The organism is Glutamicibacter sp. MOO4 (assembly GCF_056934395.1).
The window spans coordinates 2,707,677-2,726,150 of sequence record NZ_CM167800.1 but is presented as its reverse complement, the minus strand read 5'-3'; the positions used below and the strand labels follow the sequence as shown (position 1 = coordinate 2,726,150).

Below are 18,474 nucleotides of genomic sequence, written 5' to 3'. Positions count from 1 at the left end.
AATCTCGACCCGGCAAGCAGGCAGCCGGGCCTCTTCTACTTCTTACGCCTAGCTGGCCGAAGTGGCCAGCGACAGGCCACGCAAGCGTTCCATCTGCGGATCGTACAGTGGATCATCGACCACGGTGGCAGTGATTGGCTTACCGAAGTATTCGATGTCTACCGAGTCTCCGGTTTCAACAGTGATAGGCAGCCAGGCGTAGGCGATCGGCTTACGCACCGTGTAGCCGTAGGCGGCACTGGTGACGTAGCCCGATGCCTTGCCGTTGACGAACACCGGTTCCTTGCCCATCACCACGGAAACTCCGTCATCGACGGTCAAACAACGCAGACGTTTGGTGGCGGCAGCGGCACGTTCGGCTAGGGCCGACTTGCCGACGAAGTCCACGGTCTTGGCAGCCTTGACCGCAAAGCCCAGGCCTGCCTGTTCTGGTTCATGCTCGCTGGTCATATCGGTGCCGAAGGAACGGAAGCCCTTCTCCAGACGCATCGAGTTGAACGCCTCGCGTCCACCGGCGATGATGCCCTGTTCTTGGCCAGCCTCGAACAGTGCGTCCCAGAGTCGTGCGCTGACATCGGCTGAAGCGTAGAGCTCCCAACCGAATTCACCCACATAGGACAGGCGCATGGCGGTGACCGGGATGCCAGCGATGGTGATCTGCTTGGTGCGGAAGTACTTTAATCCGTCGTTGCTCATGTCATCGTCGGAGACCTTGGCCATCACTTCGGGGGCTAGCGGGCCCCAGAGTCCGATGCACGAGGTGCCGGCGGTGATATCGCGGACCGCAGCCCACTGGCCCGGGTTGGCCGCATTGTGCTTTTTAGCCTCACGATTCAGGTAGGCAACATCCACATTCGAGTTGATGCCGGCCTGGTAGAGCTCGTCGGAAATGCGGGCCACGGTGATATCACTGGTGATACCGCCGGCGGCGTCGAGCAGTAGGGTGTAGCTGACCATGCCCGGGGCACGCAGCATGTTGGCGGTGGTTAGACCCTGAAGCAGGGCGCCGGCGCCGGGGCCGGTGATTTCCACACGCTTCAGCGGAGTCATATCAAACATGGCCACCGCGGTACGGGTCTTCCACGCTTCTACTGCCGCGATGGGCGAGTGGAACTTGTTGGACCAATCATCACGTTCTGGGGCAGCCCATTCGGCGGGCAATTGATCAAGTAGTGCAGCGTTGGCCTCGTACCAGTGTGGACGCTCCCAGCCGGTACCTTCCAGGAAGAAGGCGCCGAGCTTTTGCTGGCGGGAGTAGAACGGGGAGGTGCGCACCGCGCGGGGCTTGGTGCGTGGTTCCAGCGGGTGGCGGACGTCGTAGATTTCCACAAAGTTCTGCTGTGAGGTTTCGCTGACGTATTCCTTGGTGGTCTGCACGTCTTCAAAACGGTTCAGATCGCAGTCGCTCAGATCGGTCTTGGAGGTACCGGTGATGATCAGCTCGGCCACGGCTTTGGCGATGCCCGGTGCGTGGGTGACCCAGACGGCCTCGGCGGCGTAGAAGCCATCCACTTCTTTGGACTGGCCGACCAGTGAGCCACCATCCGGGGTGAAGGAGAAGATGCCGTTAAAGCCGCGCTGGATCTGGGTGTTGCGCAGATCCGGCAGTAGCTCCTGGGTGGCTTCCCACTCGGCGGCAAAGTCTTCTGGGGTGAACTCCAACGAGGAAGGCATACGTTCGTGGGTGATCTCCTCTGGGCGGTAGGCCTGAAGGGTATCCAGATCAACCGGCATCGGGCGGTGCGCGTAGGAGCCGATACCAATACGATCTCCCCATTCGCGGAAGTAGAGGTCGCGGTCCTGGTAGCGCAGGATCGGACGGCTGGCGCCATTTGGCAGCTCATTGATGCCGGCCAGCGAAGGGGCTGGGGTGGTCCAAACAAACTGGTGACCCAGGGGCAACAGTGGGATCGAGGTGCCGACCATCTTGCCGATATTTGGGCCCCAGAAGCCGGCGCAGGAGACCACCACGTCGGCCTCAAAACGCTCGTCGCCACAGATCACCGCGGTGACCTTGCCGCCGGACTGTTCAATGTCGGTAACGATGGTGCGGTCAAGGAATTCAACGCCGGCCGCCTTGGCACGTTCCATCACCAGCTGGGTACCCTTAGCTGCCAGAGCCAGGCCGTCGCCCGGGGTGTAGAGTCCGCCAAGCACCTTGCCTTCGGCGAGCATAGGGAACTTTTTCAGGCACTCGTCCGCGTCAATCACCTTGGCTTCAACACCATAGGAGCGGTTCCAGCCGGCGCGGCGGTGCAGATCATTCAGGCGCTCAGCAGTGGTGGCGATTTCTAGGCCGCCCACCGGAAGGAAGGAGCCGGTGCCATCGGCACCCACCAGCGAGGTGAGCTTCTTGATGGTGTACTGGGCAAACTCGGTCATCGACTTTGAGGAGTTGGAGGAGTACACCAGTCCCGGAGCGTGCGAGGTGGAACCGCCGGGAATGTTCAGTGGCCCCTGCTCAATGACCAGGGTATTGGTGTGGCCCAGGGTGGCCAGTTCGTCGGCGAGGTTGGCTCCGACAATGCCGGCGCCGATGATGATGACCCGAGGGGAAACGGGGGACATGGTGACTCCTTAAGCTCTTGATGACTAAGTTTGTGGTGGATCTGGAAACTAGGCGTCGATGACCAGGTCCGAGGAGGCGGTGGAACAACAAGGCAAAAACTTGCCGGCCGCAATTTCGCGGGCGCGGATGCCGCCTTGATGATTCATGGTGACCTCGCCGGAAAGTTTGATGACCTTGCACGAGCCACACATGCCTTCTTGGCAGTTAGCGGCCAGACGGATCCCGGCACTTTTGGCCACACCGAGAATCTTCTGCTCCGGGTTGATCAGCACGTTCAGTTTGGAGCGCACAAAGCTCATGGTGAGGCTGCCTTCGCCGATTGATTCGAAGTCCGAGGTATCTGTCGGCAGTAGCGGATCGACCGGTTCTGGTGGGGGAATCGGTGCGGAGGAATCTACCGCAATCAGCTCTTGGCCGACCGACTGGAGGGTCCCGGTCTTATCGTATTCCGGCTCGTACATGCCAAGTTCTGGTGGTTGGCTCTCGTAGAACTCTTCTACCGACTCGGCCACTTCCTCGGCGATGGTTTCGGCGAGCACAATTTCCTTCTGGTATTCCAGTAAGGTTTTGCGGTCGCCAGAGAAAAACTCCATAAAGACCGAGGTGTCATCCACCCCGACGTCACGCAATAGTTGGGTTGCCGAGTTCAAATAGCCTTCGGGGCCACAGGCAAAAACCTTGCGCCCGTTGGCGTCGGGGGCCACCGCATCGATCATGGAAGCCGACAGTCGGCCGGTGTAACCCTTCCAATTTTTAGGTTTGTCGCGGTCCCCCAGGGAGTAGTACACCTTGATGCGGGTGTCGACCTTGGAGATATATTCCAGCTCTTGCCAGAAGGGGAAGTCTCCCGGGACGGTGCCATGGCAAAGCACAATCACATCGGCTTGACCGGGCAGGGTGTGAATGGTGCGCACCATGGACATGATCGGAGTGACGCCGGCTCCCGCTGCCAAAAAGAGGTAGCGGGCTCGACGGTCCGAGTCACCGAGGTGGAAGGCGCCCACCGGTCCGAGCATATCCAGCACCATGCCCGGGCGCAGGTTTTCGTGCGCCCAGTTGGACACCAATCCCTTGGCATCACGCTTGATGCTGATATTAAAGGTCCAGGGCACGGTCGGAGCGCTGGAGATCGAGTAGCTGCGATCAACGGTCTCTTCGTTTTCTCCGTAGACCGGGAAAGCGATGTTCAGGTACTGACCGGCACGGAAGGCCAGAGGAGCGCCGTCCACGCGGCGGAAGACGAACGTCATCAGCCCGCCGGCTTCCTCGATGTTCTGCACACACTCGGCCAAAAATTCCTGCGGGTGCCATGGTCCCAGCGCCTTAGCCGCGGTGGCTGGCTGCTCGGGGCTGCGCAGTACCCGGTTCCACGGCATTTCCAATCCGCGGATGCGCTGTGCGGTGGAGGGGCCTACCACGGTCGTGCCTTTGTTCATGCCAGGTGCTCCAGCACGCGCTGGGTGTACCAGTTGATGAAGGCCTCGACCTGGTATTCGCTCTTCATGTACGGGCCTTGCTGGTAGGCAGGGCTGCCGGCGCCGGTTTGGCACAGTTCCACAAAGGCCTTGTCCTGCAGGTTGGTCTGCTTCCAGGTATGGGTGAGCTTTTCCAGATCGTAGTCCTGGCCTTCCACCGCGTCATCGGCCACCAGCCAGGTGGTGCGCACCAGGGTCTGGTGCTCATTGATCGGGTAAGCGGCGAAGGTGATCACGTGGTCGGACTGGAAGTGGAACCACGAGTTTGGTTGAAGGTGCATGGAGCAACGGCCAAGGCGGAAGTCGCGCAGGTCGCCAAGCAGCTTCTTGGATAGCCGGCGACCATCGGCGGAGAAAGATTCGCCGTCCCCGTCCAACGATTCACGGGAGATGCGGATGCCTGCGATGCGGGTATCAAGTTCCTCGACAACTTCAAAGGGCAATCCATAACGGCGGCAGCGTTCTTCCAATGCGGCTTGGGCACTCTTGTTGCGTTCCCAGACCTCTTCGAGGTGTGGTGGGACCAGTTCGTCTGTGAGACCCCAGGTGGGGAACAGGGAACAGGCTAGCTCTGGGTGGCCATCGCAGTGGTAGCACTCGCGATTGTTCTCCATCACCAGCTTCCAATTACCTTCTTCAATGATGTCCTGCTGGTAGGCGACCTTTGAGCTGCCCAGATCATGAGGAGCGAGGTATGGTTCAAAGATTTTGGCGACGTCATCAAAGTCAGCCGGTGGCGTGTCAGCGATGGAGACAAAGATTAGGCCAGCATGAATGCGGCCGTGGGCACGCTTGAGCGCAAAGCAGTTTTTGTCGAAGTCGATTTCACCCGGGGAGGAGGCGTGGATTAGGTTGCCTTCTGGCGAGTAGGTCCACGAGTGGTAGCCACAGACCAGATTGCCGGTGCTGCCCGAACTAGAGGTAAGTACGCGGGCTCCGCGGTGGCGGCACACGTTGTGTAGGACGTTGACTCCGCCGTCATCGGTGCGCAGCACGATCAGTGAGTGTGGTCCGTAGTCCAAGGTGACGTAGTCGCCGGGCTCTGGGAGTTCGGCAACACTGGCGGCAAAAAGCCAGTGGGTGCCGAAGATGGCTTCCATTTCTACTTTGAAGATTGCGGGGTCGGTGTAGAAAGGGGCTTCGAGTGAAAAGCCCTTGCGCCGATTTGAGAAGAGTTCGGTAATCTCGGCGAGCTGTTGCGTGTCCAGTGTCGAAACGAGTTTGCCTCGCGAGCTTCGCGTGGCACCTACCGAAGCGGTCATCTGTACTCCTAGAAACACGGGGCGATGCGCGCCCTTTTGCTGTGGATATAGCGGTGAAGGGAACACCATTGTGATCTACCGCATGAATCGAGACTAGGGAGAATTAGTGTCCATGAAAAGCGCAATATTTTGGATGAAATCATGCACAATTAGTGCATGATTGATCCACGCCTGAGCACCCTGCGAGTCTTCTCTTCCACCGGAACTATCGCCCAAACCGCGGAATTGACCGGATACTCGCCCTCGGCGGTATCCGCGCAGCTGCGCGAACTACAGCGCGGCCTTGGTCTGGAGCTGTTGGTCAAGGACGGCCGGGGTGTGCGATTGACCGCCACCGGTAGGCATTTTGTTGCAGGCGTTGACTCGATTGTGACGCAGTGGGAGCTGTTGATGGCTTCTTCGCGCACGGCTTCAGGGCAGCTGCAGTCCAGCTTTGGCCTTGGTGGATTCTCCACGGCAGCGGCCGAACTTTTGGCCCCGCTGGCGGCAAAACTACGCACCACCCGTCCCGAGATGGAAGTGCGACTTGTTGAGGCGCAACCCCAGCGCTGTCTAGATCTGCTGCTTTCTGAACGCATTGACCTCGCGGTGATTGTGGCCAGCCAGGCGCAGACCGGTTCCATGGTTCAGGCTCGCTTTGAGCAGACGGTGCTGCTTGATGATCCCTTGGATGTGGTGTTGCCTGCTGACCATCGCTTGGCCGGCAATAAGTCGGTGTCTTTGGAACAGTTGGCCGATGATCCGTGGATTACCGAAGCCGAGCACTCGGTGTACCGGGCACTGTTTGTTGCCGCGTTTACCTCCCTGGGTGTGACTCCGCATATTGCTCATGAAGCGGTGGAGTGGGAAACGATGATCGCGTTTATTGGCGCCGGATTGGGTGTGGGACTTTTGCCTCGCTTGGCTACCCTGGGCAACGTTGAAAACGTGGTGCGTCGACGGGTCAGCGGCGCAGCAAAGCCCTCGCGGCGAATTCTCGCCGTCACCCGAAAAGGCAGCGTGGGCTCTCCGATGATTGACGAGTCTTTGAAAATTTTGCAGGACACAGCCCGCGGAATTATCTCCCAACGCTCGGCCGACGAACTGGACTGAGCTGGTAGGCCTAGGGCTCACCTAAGGGCACTTCTTAGTTCCAGCAACCTATTGACATGACTGACTCAGATGTGGAGACTTTCGTACATCCGATTAGTATCCAACTAATATTTCATTCGAAAGGTCTGGCATGGGCAATCTAGCAGTGAGCTATGCAGGAGCCGGAAAAGTCGAACTCATCGACACTCCGTACCCCGAATTTGAACTCAAAGACGGTCCGGGAGTGCACCCGGCCAACATCGGCAGAAAAGTACACCACGGCGTCATTCTCAAAACCATCGCCACCAACATTTGCGGCTCTGACCAGCACATGGTTCGAGGACGCACCACCGCACCCGAAGGTCTGGTCCTAGGCCACGAAATCACCGGCGAGGTGGTGGAAGTCGGACGCGACGTCGAGTTCCTCAAGGTAGGCGATGTGGTCTCGGTACCCTTCAACATCTCCTGCGGACGCTGCCGAAACTGTAAGGTCGGTCAGACCGGAATCTGTTTGAACGTGAACCCTGACCGTCCGGGCTCAGCCTACGGTTACGTCGACATGGGCGGCTGGGTCGGCGGGCAGGCAGAGTACGTGCTGGTCCCGTACGCGGACTGGAACGCACTAAAGTTCCCTGACCGTGACCAAGCCTTGGAGAAGATCCTCGATCTGACCATGCTCTCGGACATCTTCCCTACCGGCTATCACGGAGCCATTGGCGCTGGCGTCACCGTTGGCTCTACCGTCTACGTCGCAGGTGCCGGCCCTGTGGGTCTGGCAGCAGCGACCTCGGCCCAGTTGCTCGGTGCAGCAACGGTCATTGTGGGAGATCTGAACGAAGATCGTTTGGCTCAGGCACGCAGCTTCGGTTGCGAAACTGTGGACGTCTCCAAGGGGGATCCGGGAGAGCAAATTGCCCAGATCCTCGGTACTCCAGAAGTAGATTGCGGCATTGACGCGGTGGGCTTCGAAGCTCGCGGACACGGACACAATGCCGGCAAGGAACAGCCTGCCACCGTGCTGAACTCGCTGATGGAAATCACCCGAGCAGGCGGAAGCTTGGGCATCCCGGGCTTGTACGTCACCGGAGATCCAGGAGCCACCGACGAGGCTGCTAAGCAGGGTTCGCTGTCCATGCGGTTTGGTCTTGGTTTTGCTAAGTCTCACACCTTTGTCACCGGTCAGTGCCCGGTAATGAAGTACCACCGTGGCCTGATGCACGCGATCCTTTCCGACAAGGTTTCGATTGCTAAAAACGTCAATGCCACCGCCATTGCGCTGACGGATGCACCGAAGGGTTATGCAGCCTTTGATGAGGGTGCGGCACAGAAGTTTGTGCTTGATCCACACGGCATGATTGGCGCCTAAACGCCACGAAGAACTTCAGCAGGTGCGGGGTTGAGGCAGCGAAGCCTCAGCCCCGCAATACCTGTGGCAAGCACGTCATCGGAGCCGGTTGCCTGCCATTTCTAGCTTGGGCTGGGGCAATGATGCGCCCTCCCGACTCCCTCATCACGGCTCACCCCCGTGATCTGGCACTAGGCAAACCGCCATGGACCACACCCACCCGGCGGGGCGCCAACTCACCGCAAAGGAAATGCTATGAAGAGCACAGAGCAACCTGAAGTAGATCTTGTGAGCGAGCTGCATACAGCGCGCAAACGCAAGCCCCGAAGATATCTGAACAGCGGAACTGACTATTGGGTGTTCGGAATTGCAGGCATTCTCACTCTGGCGTTTATCGCCTGGGGATTCATCTCGCCCGAGGGGTTGGGTAGTGTCGCATCCACTGCCCTTGATTGGGTGATCACCAATACCGGCTGGGTCTTTGTTATCGCAGCCACCGTCTTCACCATCTTTGTTCTCGTGGTGGCCGCCAGGAACTTTGGCCGCATCCCGCTGGGTAAGGATGATGAAAAGCCACAGTTCAGCACTGTCTCATGGATCTCCATGATGTTTGCTACCGGTATGGGCATCGGGTTGGTGTTCTACGGTGTGGGCGAACCGCTGTACTTCTACATGGTTCCACCACCTGAAACGGTCGGCGGACAGACCTCGGCCGCAGTGGGAACCGCTATGGGAACCACGCTGTTCCACTGGACGCTTTTCCCTTGGGCCATGTACGCAATTGTTGGTTTGGGTATGGCGTACGGAAGTTTCCGATTGGGTCGCCCGCAGTTATTCTCTTCAATGTTTTCTTCGATTTTTGGCGAACGTGCCGTCAACGGTTGGGGCGGCAAAACCATCAACATCCTGGCCATTTTGGCCACGTTGTTTGGTTCGGCTTGTTCGCTGGGTCTAGGCGCATTGCAGATTGGTGGCGGTATTCAGTCCGCCGGGATCATGTCCTCAGTAGGCTCCGGCGTGCTGGTCTTGATCATCGCCATCCTCACCGCTCTGTTTGTTGCCTCGGCAGTCTCCGGTATTGAGCGCGGAATTCAGTGGCTTTCCAATATCAACATGGTGCTGGCCGTCGCTCTGGCCTTGGTGGTCTTCATTGGCGGCCCGACGCTGTTCATCTTGAACGTTATCCCGAACGCGGTTGGATCCTTCATTGCTGATCTGCCGCAGATGGCATCACGCACCGCATCATCCGGTGATGGTGACATGGCCAGCTGGTTGTCCTCGTGGACCATCTTCTACTGGGCTTGGTGGGTTTCATGGACCCCATTTGTTGGTCTGTTTATTGCCCGCATTTCCCGTGGCCGCACCATCCGTCAGTTTGTCACCGGCGTACTGCTGGTTCCATCGGCAGTGACCCTGCTGTGGTTCGCGATTTTTGGTGGCGGTGCCATCGGCATTCAGGAACGTGCTGAACGCTCGGGCGATATGGGCCAAGCGATCACTCAGATGGTGGACGGGGCTCCGGACATCAACTTCGACTCGGTACTCTTTGAGCTATTGGGCAGCCTGAACCTACCTGGCTGGTTCGCCTCGGCACTGATGGTTTTGACCGTCATACTGATTGCCATCTTCTTTGTCACCGGCGCCGACTCGGCCTCGATTGTGATGGGTGCGCTCAGCGAACGCGGAGCCGAAGAACCGACCAAGAAATCAGTGATCTTCTGGGGCGTCTCCGTAGGGGCGGTGGCCGCAGTGATGCTGCTGGCCGGTGGAGAGCATCCGGCAGAAGCGCTGAATGGTCTAAAGAACATCACCATTGTCGCGGCGCTACCGTTTGTGCTGGTCATGCTCTTGCTCTGCGTGGCTATCTGGAAGGACCTGAGTAAGGATCCTTTGGTGCTTCGTGGCAAGGTAGCGCTGGAAGTTCTGGAGCAGGCCGTGGATGAAGGTATTGACCGCCATGACGGTGAGCACTTTAGCCTGATGACCACCGAGCAGCCTATTGTTCAGGTTTCCAGCGATGAACCGGTGATCCTGCCAGCTGCTGATCCAGATCTAGAAGCAGAAGGTGTCGGGAAGTAAAAGTATCTGCTCACAGCGCCTCTTGGACCGTGAAAGATTGCGGACTAAGGGGCGCTGCGCAGCGCCTGCTCAAAGTGGGTCACATGCTCAGAGACCAACTTGGCGGCAAGATCTCCGTCATTGGCCAAGATGGCGCGAAGTAGGGCCGAGTGCTCTTTGAGGTGTTCGGCGATTGGTGGCATCTGATCGATAACGAGGCACCAGATTCGCGTTACGAGATTATCCAGGCGCACCAAGGTTTCTTCCAGATGCTTATTGGCTGCGGCCTTGTAGATGAGTCGGTGAATCTGTACATCCAGTAGCAACAGTGAGCGCTGATCCAACGTCGGATCAAGTGCATCAATGCGTTCCAAATAGCTGGTGAGTTGGGACTGGATTTCCGGGTCCTTGTTCGCTGCCGCATTACGTGCTGCGAGTGGTTCAAGGGCTTGGCGCATCTCAGAAATATAGTTCAGTTCATGGAAATCTACCGCGGTGGCGAAGGTTCCACGACGCGGATAAGAGACCACCAAGTGATCAATTTCTAAGCGCTTAAGAGCTTCGCGCATCGGGGTGCGTCCCACACCCAATTCTTCAGCCAACTGCGGTTCATGAATCGGGTGAGTTGGAGCGATCTCTAACAGCATCAGCCGATCACGTAGCGCCGCGTAGGCGCGATCCGCCATCGAACCTTGTTCGGTGATGGTGCTGGAGAATTCGGGGGCCATCGATATTTCGCTTTCTTCACTGTTCAAAACGCACTTGCCACTACACAAAGGGTATCGCCTGCAACCGCCAGGGGTGATTTTTGCCCCGCGGAAGCGGTGCGAGTGCTGCGGATGAAGAAGTTAAAAATCTGTTGAGAAATGTTGTTGACGCTGTCCTAGTGCACACATAGTATTGTGATCAGCTATTGATATATCAGCCTCATGGTCAGTCTTTCAGACACTTGCTAAGTCAGGAATCGACGGAGTTCTCAAAGATCTCTGACCATCACACGCCACCAAACTTGAACTCAGATACCACCACGAGCCATGGCGAAGCTAGCGCTAACTCGGCGAACGCAAGGAGCGGCACGATGACCGAACCGAACAACAAATACGTCTTGACCTTCACCTGTGCTGAGCGCGCAGGAATCGTGCATGCGGTCACCGGTCTGCTACTTGATCATCATGGAGATATTCGCGAACTCAAGCAGCACGATGATCAGCGCTCACGCACCTACTTCCTGCGCATCGAATTTGAGGTTGCGGACAGCGACAATAATGAAATCGCTATCGCAGACCTAGAATCCAACCTGAAAAACCTGGCTGAAGAACACGACGCCAAGTGGGGCCTACGCCCAGCGGGCCAGAAGAAGCGCGTGCTGATCATGGTCTCCAAGTTCGGCCACTGCCTGCACGACCTACTCTTCCGTGCCCGCATGGGGGAGCTTCCGGTAGAAATTGCTGCGGTTGTTTCCAATCACCCAGATCACCGTCAGCAGGTTGAATGGAACGGCATTCCGTTCTTCCATGTTCCAGTCACCGCAGCGACGAAGCCAGAGGCGGAAGACAAGCTGATGGAACTGGTGGATCGCTTTGACGTGGACCTTGTGGTGCTCGCCCGCTACATGCAGGTGCTCTCCGATGACTTGACCCGCAAGCTCAATGGCCGTGCGATCAATATTCACCACTCCTTCCTGCCTTCGTTCAAGGGCGCTAAGCCGTACCACCAGGCATTTGAACGTGGCGTAAAAACCGTGGGCGCTACCGCTCACTACGTCAACAGCGAGCTGGATGAAGGGCCAATCATCACCCAGCGTGTTCAGGAAGTTGACCACAGCTACGAACCCGAACACCTAGTTGCCGCCGGCCGCGATACCGAGTGCAAGGCGCTCTCGGACGCAGTGCGCTGGCACTGTGAAGATCGAGTCTTCCTCGACGGTTCGCGCACCGTAGTTCTTCGCTAGAAAGACGAAAAACGGCACAAGGCCAGCCGTGGCACACAGATACTGCGGCTGGCCTTGTGCTGTTCAGCAATCTTCTCTTTTCCCTTGCGGGGCAAGATTTATTCGACATGGATGGGTGCCAGCGCCTAGTGCGACTGGCGTCACATCACTGCATTGATGGACCTGGACCAGGGGCGTCAACATTTTCACCACCCATCACTATTGAGGAAGAACGAAGGAAGAACCATGCAAAGAAGTTCATCACCGTTCCCAACCCAAGCGATGAAGAAAGGAGCCAGCATCGTTGCCGGATCAGCGTTGATGCTCGGACTAGGTCTGGCTCCGGCGCAAGCCGTAGGTGAAGGGCCAAACAACAACCAGAATGGAACGACCAACACCTCGATCTTGCACACCTATGATTCGATGGTGGCCGAACTGAAGACTCAGGATGCCAAACAAGCGGCACTGGACCTCGAAGTTATCGGTCAGTCGGTCAAGGGTCGTGACCTGTACTTAGCAAAGTACATCTCGGACCCGAGTAACCCGACGATCCTTTTCCTAACTCAGCAGCATGGCAACGAACAACTGACTACCGAGGGAACTCTTGAAGTTATCAAACATCTCGGATCAGGTCGGATGAAAGACGTACTAAAGAACGTTAATATCCTCGTGGTGCCAATGCTCAACCCGGATGGGGCCATGGGAGACGTGGATTTCTCGCTGGATGACTACATAGCATCCGGCGACCGTCACCTCACCCGATACAACGCCAACAACGTGGACATAAACCGCGATCACATAGCCAAGAGCCAACCAGAAATTCAGGCTCTGCACAATAACGTGCTGTCCGCTTTCAACATTGATTACATGATCGACTTGCACCATCAGGGAACTCGCTCAGCCATCAATGGGGAGTTGGTCTCGGGGTCGATACTGTATCCAACTACTGCCGACGTTTCGGAAGAAGTGCGCGAAGGATCTAAGCGCCTTGGTTCCATCGTTTACCAAAACGTGGATTCCACGGGATGGGGCCACCTAGGAAAGTACGTGGGCGGTACTGCCAACACCATTGCTCGCAACGGCATCGCGGCCGAATACGGCATCTCGACTTTGCTCTTCGAAATGCGCGGAATGAGCGATCACTACAACGCTGACTATGTGCTGGGTCAGAAGTCCAACGGATATCTGCGCCAGCAGACCATCCTGACCTTGGAATCCACCATCAAAGCGGTGGCCGACGGCTCGGCTGAAACGGCAGACACTTCCGTCTGGGATACGTTGCCGGAGCAGTCGACGTTGCCAGGTGAAGAAGAAGCAGACGAATAGAAATTCAAAAATGCATGCGGGCCGGTTACGTTAGCCGGCTCGCAGTTCGTCCCGCTACTCTCTGACGGCATGCCACATTAAACTCGTGCACGTCCTGCGAACGATTCGGACCGATACTAAACACTGATGCAAGGACTTACCTCCCGACTGAAGCGAATATTCCGCTCCTCAAACATCTGCGCGACAGCAATACAAGTGAACCGTCGAGCACGTTGGGACCGCTGAGCCGCACGGTACGTTTTACCAACCAGGCACAGGGCAGAAAGACTGACGGAAAAGCACAGTGCACCAAGCACCTGTTCCTGCGGGATTCGACAGGCGAATCCTGCACACACCGCGCCGATTCCCAATCCAATGAGCAGCAAAGCCACAATCATGGACTGGATGCGGATGCGGCGTTCAAACTTTTGGATGTGTTCTAGGGCTGTCTGAAACCCTGAATGCAGTTCAAGAACTCTGGCGCGATTCTTGATGCGCCGGTTGCGACGCAAGATGAGCAGTGTCCTGTGCGGGGTGCGTTGCACGCAAGTTCAATTATCTGAGGAATCGTCAGGGATTACATCGGACCAATGAAGTACGGGCTAGTACTGCATTTGAAGTAGTTAAGAGGCCAGATCCGCAGTAAAGTTGAACAGGCTGAAGAAGTATCAGTTGGGGTGCCATGCAGCACCAAGGTAACTAGTGACCTTGGCTGTCGGCATTCTTTACAGGGCATCAGTAGTCGCCTGCGCACGAACCTGAAAGCAGGACCGGCAATGAAAAAGCATTCGGAGCTAAAGCTTCAGCGAAAGTCCAAGAAGCAACGGCTTGGCGCCTCATTGCTTGGAGCTAAGACCCATAGCGATCAACATGAGCGGCTGAACGTGGCGTTGGTGCTGCGCTTATTGGTTCAGGCCCTGCGGCTGAGCCACGCGCATGTGCCTCGCTATCTGGGTGCCATTATTCTGGCTCAGGCGTTTAACGGTTTTGTTGTGCTCCCTGCGGTCAAGGCGATCTTCTCGTACGCACTAAACGTCAGCGACCTGGCCAACCTGACGAACCGCGACCTGCCAACGATGCTGAGCCATCCGGGGGCCGCGCTCCTACTCTTGCTGATTGCATTTATTGTTCTGTTGGCTCTCGGGCTTCAGTTCTCCGTGCTCATCGTGATGGTCAATCGCCAGCAATCAGGTTTATCGCTGAGTACCAAAGAGGTAGTGCGGGAAACCGTAGGCACGCTGTGGCGTATGGTGCGCAGACCTCCGCTGCCACTGACGCTTTACCTCATTGTGGTGCTGGCGTTGGGTGGGTTGGGTCTTTCCTCGGTGTTGATTCAAGGAATTGAAATCCCACCATTTGTCAGCAGAGAGTATCTGAAGACTCCACTCAGTGGCGTGGGATATTCATTGCTGATCGCGGTGATCTTCTACCTGAATCTGCGTCTTATACTCAGCCTGCCGATGTTTGTCGTGGGCGGGAAAAAAGCTACGCACGCTATTTTTGAGAGTTTCCGTGCCACAAGCGGCAACTTCTGGGGCTCGGTGTTTATGTTCGGTATTCCGGCGCTGGGTTGTGCACTGCTCTCATCATTGATGGTGGAAATTCTGATCTGGATTTCCCGTACGGCCAACACTCTCCTGGACCTTCAGCGATCCGCGTTTGTGGCTTCGGTGTGCATCCAATCCGGTTATGTTCTGGGCTTCTTACTTGTAGGCGTCACCACGGTGGTCATCATTCAAGTCCTCGTGGTCGCAGCCCGATCCCAGTTGGATCTTCCGCACGGACTAGCACGCGTATCGACACCCAACCACACTGCACGCTCAATGCTGTTCATGATTGTGGCGGTCGTGGTTTCCTCGTTACTGCTGGCCTTTAGCGTCCGTGCCGTGCCACTGATGGCTGGCACCACGTCCAAAGCAGAAGATACTGCGATCTTGGCCCACCGAGGATTCTCGGGTGGAGGAGTGGAGAACACTATTGGCGGTTTGGAAGCGGCCGCAAAATTGCATCCGGACTATGTTGAAGCTGACTTTCAAGAAACCAAAGATAAGCACTTCGTGGCCAGCCACGACACCAACCTCTTGGTAGTGGCTGGGCGCAATCAGAACATCTATGAAATGAACGTCGATGAAGTGACCTCGGTGAAGCAGAACGTCAGCGGGTTTACCGGGACAATCCCCACCATGGATGAGTATCTGAATCGGGCGAAAGAGTTGAAGACTCCGTTGCTTGTGGAACTCAAGGTCTCAGGACATGAGGCGCCTGGCTTTATGGACCGTTTCCTCAAAGAGATTGACGCGGCCGGCACCGGCGAGCAGAACATCTATCACTCGCTGGATCCCGCGGCGGTCAGTGAACTGAAAGAACGGCGTCCCCAACTTCGTGTGGGGCTCACCATGGCCATGAGCCTTGGGGCGATCCCGGAAGTTGAGTGCGACTTCATTGTCGTGGAGCAAGCGTCCTTTGACCCTGAACTGTTGGCGATGGCCAGGGAAGCGAACAAGCCGGTCTACGTCTGGACGGTTAATGAGGAACAGAAAATCCTAGAGCTCCTAAGTCTAGGAGTGGATGGAATTGTCACCGACAGCGTGGACGTCGCGCTGCGAGACCGGGACTTTGTGGCTGAGAACCCGAGGTCTGATTACCGTGTTGGTGTAGCTCTAGCGCACCTAGACCTCTTCAGATAAGAGCACCAACATTTGCGAGCTGTTCTGATTCTGTCTCCACCCTTGGGTTGATCCGGGCGCTCTAAAGTCGTCCTTGTATGCGAGGTATTGGAAGTGCCTACGGATCTAGGCTTGAGACTGTAGCAATTGCACACCTTGATCTCGTGAAGGAATTTCATGCGTGGATTTTCATCGTCCGACCTTTCTCGCAACATTGCCCGAATGTCGGCGAGCACAGCATTTTTAGCATTAGGCGTAGGTCTGGCAGGGTGCGGCGCAGTGGACTCCTACGACAAAGCAACTTCCGATGCGTGGTCTGTGACCTATGAAGTCAGCGTGGATGGTGCCTCCGATGACACTTTGAGCGAAGTCTCTTATCTTGAGGCGCAAAAGCGTGGCGAGGAGTCGGCTGAAGTCACCGAAGATACGGTGACAGCTAATGCCGACGAGAAGAAGAAATCTCGCAAGGTCTGGTCCGTGGAAAGTATGGTCACCGCAGAACAAGATGCGGCCATTGCTGCCACGCCGGGGAAAGACGCAACGGCAACCTGCAAGATTCTCCTAGACGGTGTTAAAGAAATAGCTTCTGAAACGGGCGCACCAAGCCAACGCGTGGACTGCGAAGCTACGACCCCAGCGTTTGGCGCAAAATAAATTGTTGCCATCCTTAACGCTTTTGAATCCAGAATCGTCCAGAGAACTCTAAGAATTCGGGGCTGTTTCTGAGACCCCCTCCACAGCGCAGAAAAAGAGACCGGGATAAGATAGTCGTTAGCCTTCTTTAGCTTTCGAAACGATTGGAACGGGATAAAACGCTGTGAACGACAGAATGAAATTCGGATCTACTTGCCCGGATCATTCTGCTCAGTTGCACCCGGCGACCCGCGAGGTGGCACCAACCTTTTCGCAGATTCCCGGATTCCTTCGTCGAATTTGGCGTCTTAGCCATGCGCGAGTTTTCCGCTACCTAGCTGTCATTAGCGTGATTCAGCTGATCAACGGACTAGGCGTCTTGCCGGCTATCAAGTACCTGTTTGGGCTGGCCCTTGAAGCTAGTCATTTGGAAAACGTAACCGACCGTACCTATACGGAATTGCTGACCCATCCGATCTCCCTTCTGTTGATACTGGCCATCGCGATCCTTGCTTTTGCGGCCATTAGTTTGCAGTTCGTGGCCTTGATTGTAATGGTCAATCGGCAACAATCAGGCCGCCCACCAAACCTGGCTGACATGGTCAGGGATACGCTTACGGTGATGCGCAAGTTGCTGCGCTATCCATCTCCACTGTTGATGGTTTACTTCTTCCTGGCGTTGCCAATGGGAGGCTTGGGCCTCTCGTCGGTATTGATTCAAGGTGTGGGTATTCCGCCGTTTATCACCCGTGAGTACCTGAAGGTCCCGCTAAGCACGGGCCTTTATGCATTGATGATCGCCGCGATCTTGTGGCTGAATCTACGTCTGATTCTGACCCTGCCACTGTTGGTTATTGGCGAGAAAAAGTCATATGCAGCATTGGGCGGAAGCCTCAAAGCAACGCATAAGAACTTCTTCCGATATCTTCTGCTTGTGGGTCTGCCACTAGGGATAGCCGCGTTGAGCGCCTCGCTGTTGGTAGAAGTTCTGGCGTGGATCTCCGAGATGGCCACCAACATCATGACTGCGCAAAGCTCTGCGGTGGTTGCGAGCTTGTGTATCGGGATAGGCCACACCCTAGGGTTCATGATCATCGGTGCTGCCACAGTGGTGGCCCTACAAATTCTGGTCGCTTTGGGACGTGACCACCTCGGACTCACCTCAGTCTTTGAGGAGTACACGCTGCGCAAGCGCACTGTGCAGGCCAAAGCTACCCGCGCCTCGGTGGGGGCGCTAGCTTTTGGTCTTGCGGTCTCCGCAAGTTTGTATGCCGCTCCGGCCTTGGGGCAAACAACCTCCAGTGCCGAAGACAGTTTGGTGATAGCCCACCGCGGTTATGCCGCCGGTGGAGTGGAGAATACGCTTGGTGCTCTGGATGCCGCTGCCAAAAACAAAGCCGACTATGTTGAAGCGGATTTCCAGCAGACCAAGGACGGAAAGTTCGTCGCAAGCCACGACACCAATCTGCTGATGGTTTCCGGCGTCAACAAGAATATCTACGACATGACCGTGGATGAGGTACAAAAGGTGACAGTCCGCGAGGGTGGCTTCACCGACCACATTCCCACCATGCAGGAGTACTTGATGCATGCCAAGGAACTTGGAATTCCAGTCCTGGTAGAGCTCAAGGTCAACGGGTATGAGCATAAGGGATACCTCAAGGAATTCCTCAAAGAAATCGATGCGGCCGGGACTGCCACCGATAATATCTACCACTCGCTCAACGCTCCTGCAGTCAAGGAAATTAAGCGCCAACGCCCCGAGCTTCGTGTTGGTCTCACCGTGGCCATGAGCGTTGGCAGGCTGCCACGGGTGAACTGCGACTTCTACACGTTGGAACAGGCTTCGTTCCGTCCAGACTTGCTGGATCAGGCCCATGAACAGGGTCAGGAAGTCTATGTTTGGACCGTTAATGACGAGTCCAAAATTCGAGAGCTGTTGAGCTTGCCGGTAGATGGCATCGTGACAGACCAAATTGAAATGGCGATAACTGATCGCCAGATGGTTGCTAGTGAGCCTGCCAGCGAGTATCGAGTCGGCTACTCGTTGGCGTACCTGGACCTGTTCCGGTAATACCGAGACGGCTCTTTGCCATCTTGTTTAATTGGTACCAATAGTGGAACCATGAAACAGGGCCTCCGGCTATCGAGGAAACGGGG

General features: G+C 56.4%; 12 protein-coding genes. 8 read left to right on the top strand and 4 right to left on the bottom strand.

What is annotated here, in order from left to right; all coding sequences use genetic code 11:
• Nucleotides 1-48: 48 nt before the first annotated feature.
• Genes AC1Z3F_RS12730 through AC1Z3F_RS12720 form a run of 3 tightly spaced genes read right to left on the bottom strand, consistent with a single transcriptional unit; the run spans nt 49 to nt 5,306 of the window.
• Nucleotides 49-2,568 carry a GcvT family protein gene (locus tag AC1Z3F_RS12730; RefSeq protein ID WP_483565932.1) on the bottom strand — a complete coding sequence of 840 codons (2,520 nt, stop codon included), beginning with the start codon at nt 2,566-2,568 and terminating at the stop codon, nt 49-51.
• 48 nt (nt 2,569-2,616) lie between these two features.
• Nucleotides 2,617-4,005 (bottom strand): flavin reductase family protein, encoded by a 1,389-nt coding sequence (locus tag AC1Z3F_RS12725; RefSeq protein WP_483565931.1) that lies wholly within the window; start codon nt 4,003-4,005, stop codon nt 2,617-2,619.
• Nucleotides 4,002-5,306: an aromatic ring-hydroxylating oxygenase subunit alpha gene (locus tag AC1Z3F_RS12720; RefSeq protein WP_483565930.1), complete on the bottom strand. Its 1,305-nt coding sequence runs from the start codon at nt 5,304-5,306 to the stop codon at nt 4,002-4,004. The genes AC1Z3F_RS12725 and AC1Z3F_RS12720 overlap by 4 nt, the downstream gene beginning before the upstream one ends.
• 156 nt (nt 5,307-5,462) lie before the next feature.
• Here AC1Z3F_RS12720 and AC1Z3F_RS12715 point away from each other — a divergent pair, with 156 nt between their 5' ends.
• The 3 genes from AC1Z3F_RS12715 to AC1Z3F_RS12705 all read left to right on the top strand — a co-directional run bounded on the left by AC1Z3F_RS12715 (nt 5,463) and on the right by AC1Z3F_RS12705 (nt 9,801).
• Entirely contained in the window at nt 5,463-6,398 is a 936-nt protein-coding gene (locus AC1Z3F_RS12715; protein WP_483565929.1) for a LysR family transcriptional regulator, read from the top strand.
• Between the two features lie 130 nt (nt 6,399-6,528).
• The gene (gene fdhA, locus AC1Z3F_RS12710; protein WP_131089413.1) at nt 6,529-7,743 is read left to right on the top strand and encodes a formaldehyde dehydrogenase, glutathione-independent; all 1,215 of its coding nucleotides are present in this window, start codon (nt 6,529-6,531) and stop codon (nt 7,741-7,743) included.
• 234 nt (nt 7,744-7,977) lie between these two features.
• Nucleotides 7,978-9,801, top strand: a complete 1,824-nt coding sequence (locus AC1Z3F_RS12705) for a BCCT family transporter (protein ID WP_131089412.1) — start codon at nt 7,978-7,980, stop codon at nt 9,799-9,801.
• Nucleotides 9,802-9,845: 44 nt separating this feature from the next.
• On the opposite strand, the gene AC1Z3F_RS12700 is transcribed toward AC1Z3F_RS12705, so the two are convergent.
• On the bottom strand, nt 9,846-10,508 hold the full coding sequence (locus AC1Z3F_RS12700) for a GntR family transcriptional regulator (protein ID WP_483565928.1): 663 nt from the start codon (nt 10,506-10,508) through the stop codon (nt 9,846-9,848).
• 350 nt (nt 10,509-10,858) lie between these two features.
• Between AC1Z3F_RS12700 and purU the strand changes: the two genes are divergently transcribed.
• The 5 genes from purU (at nt 10,859) to AC1Z3F_RS12675 (ending at nt 18,388) form a co-directional block, all read left to right on the top strand.
• A complete protein-coding gene (gene purU / locus AC1Z3F_RS12695; protein ID WP_131089410.1) occupies nt 10,859-11,731 on the top strand; it encodes a formyltetrahydrofolate deformylase in 873 nt (290 codons plus the stop codon).
• Between the two features lie 261 nt (nt 11,732-11,992).
• On the top strand, nt 11,993-13,036 hold the full coding sequence (locus AC1Z3F_RS12690; protein WP_483566965.1) for a M14 family zinc carboxypeptidase: 1,044 nt from the start codon (nt 11,993-11,995) through the stop codon (nt 13,034-13,036).
• Nucleotides 13,037-13,791: 755 nt separating this feature from the next.
• Nucleotides 13,792-15,702, top strand: coding sequence for a glycerophosphoryl diester phosphodiesterase membrane domain-containing protein (locus tag AC1Z3F_RS12685; RefSeq protein WP_483565927.1), 1,911 nt, complete (start codon nt 13,792-13,794; stop codon nt 15,700-15,702).
• Between the two features lie 156 nt (nt 15,703-15,858).
• Nucleotides 15,859-16,335, top strand: coding sequence for a hypothetical protein (locus AC1Z3F_RS12680; RefSeq protein ID WP_483565926.1), 477 nt, complete (start codon nt 15,859-15,861; stop codon nt 16,333-16,335).
• Nucleotides 16,336-16,510: 175 nt separating this feature from the next.
• Nucleotides 16,511-18,388, top strand: coding sequence for a glycerophosphoryl diester phosphodiesterase membrane domain-containing protein (locus AC1Z3F_RS12675; RefSeq protein WP_483565925.1), 1,878 nt, complete (start codon nt 16,511-16,513; stop codon nt 18,386-18,388).
• Nucleotides 18,389-18,474: the final 86 nt, after the last annotated feature.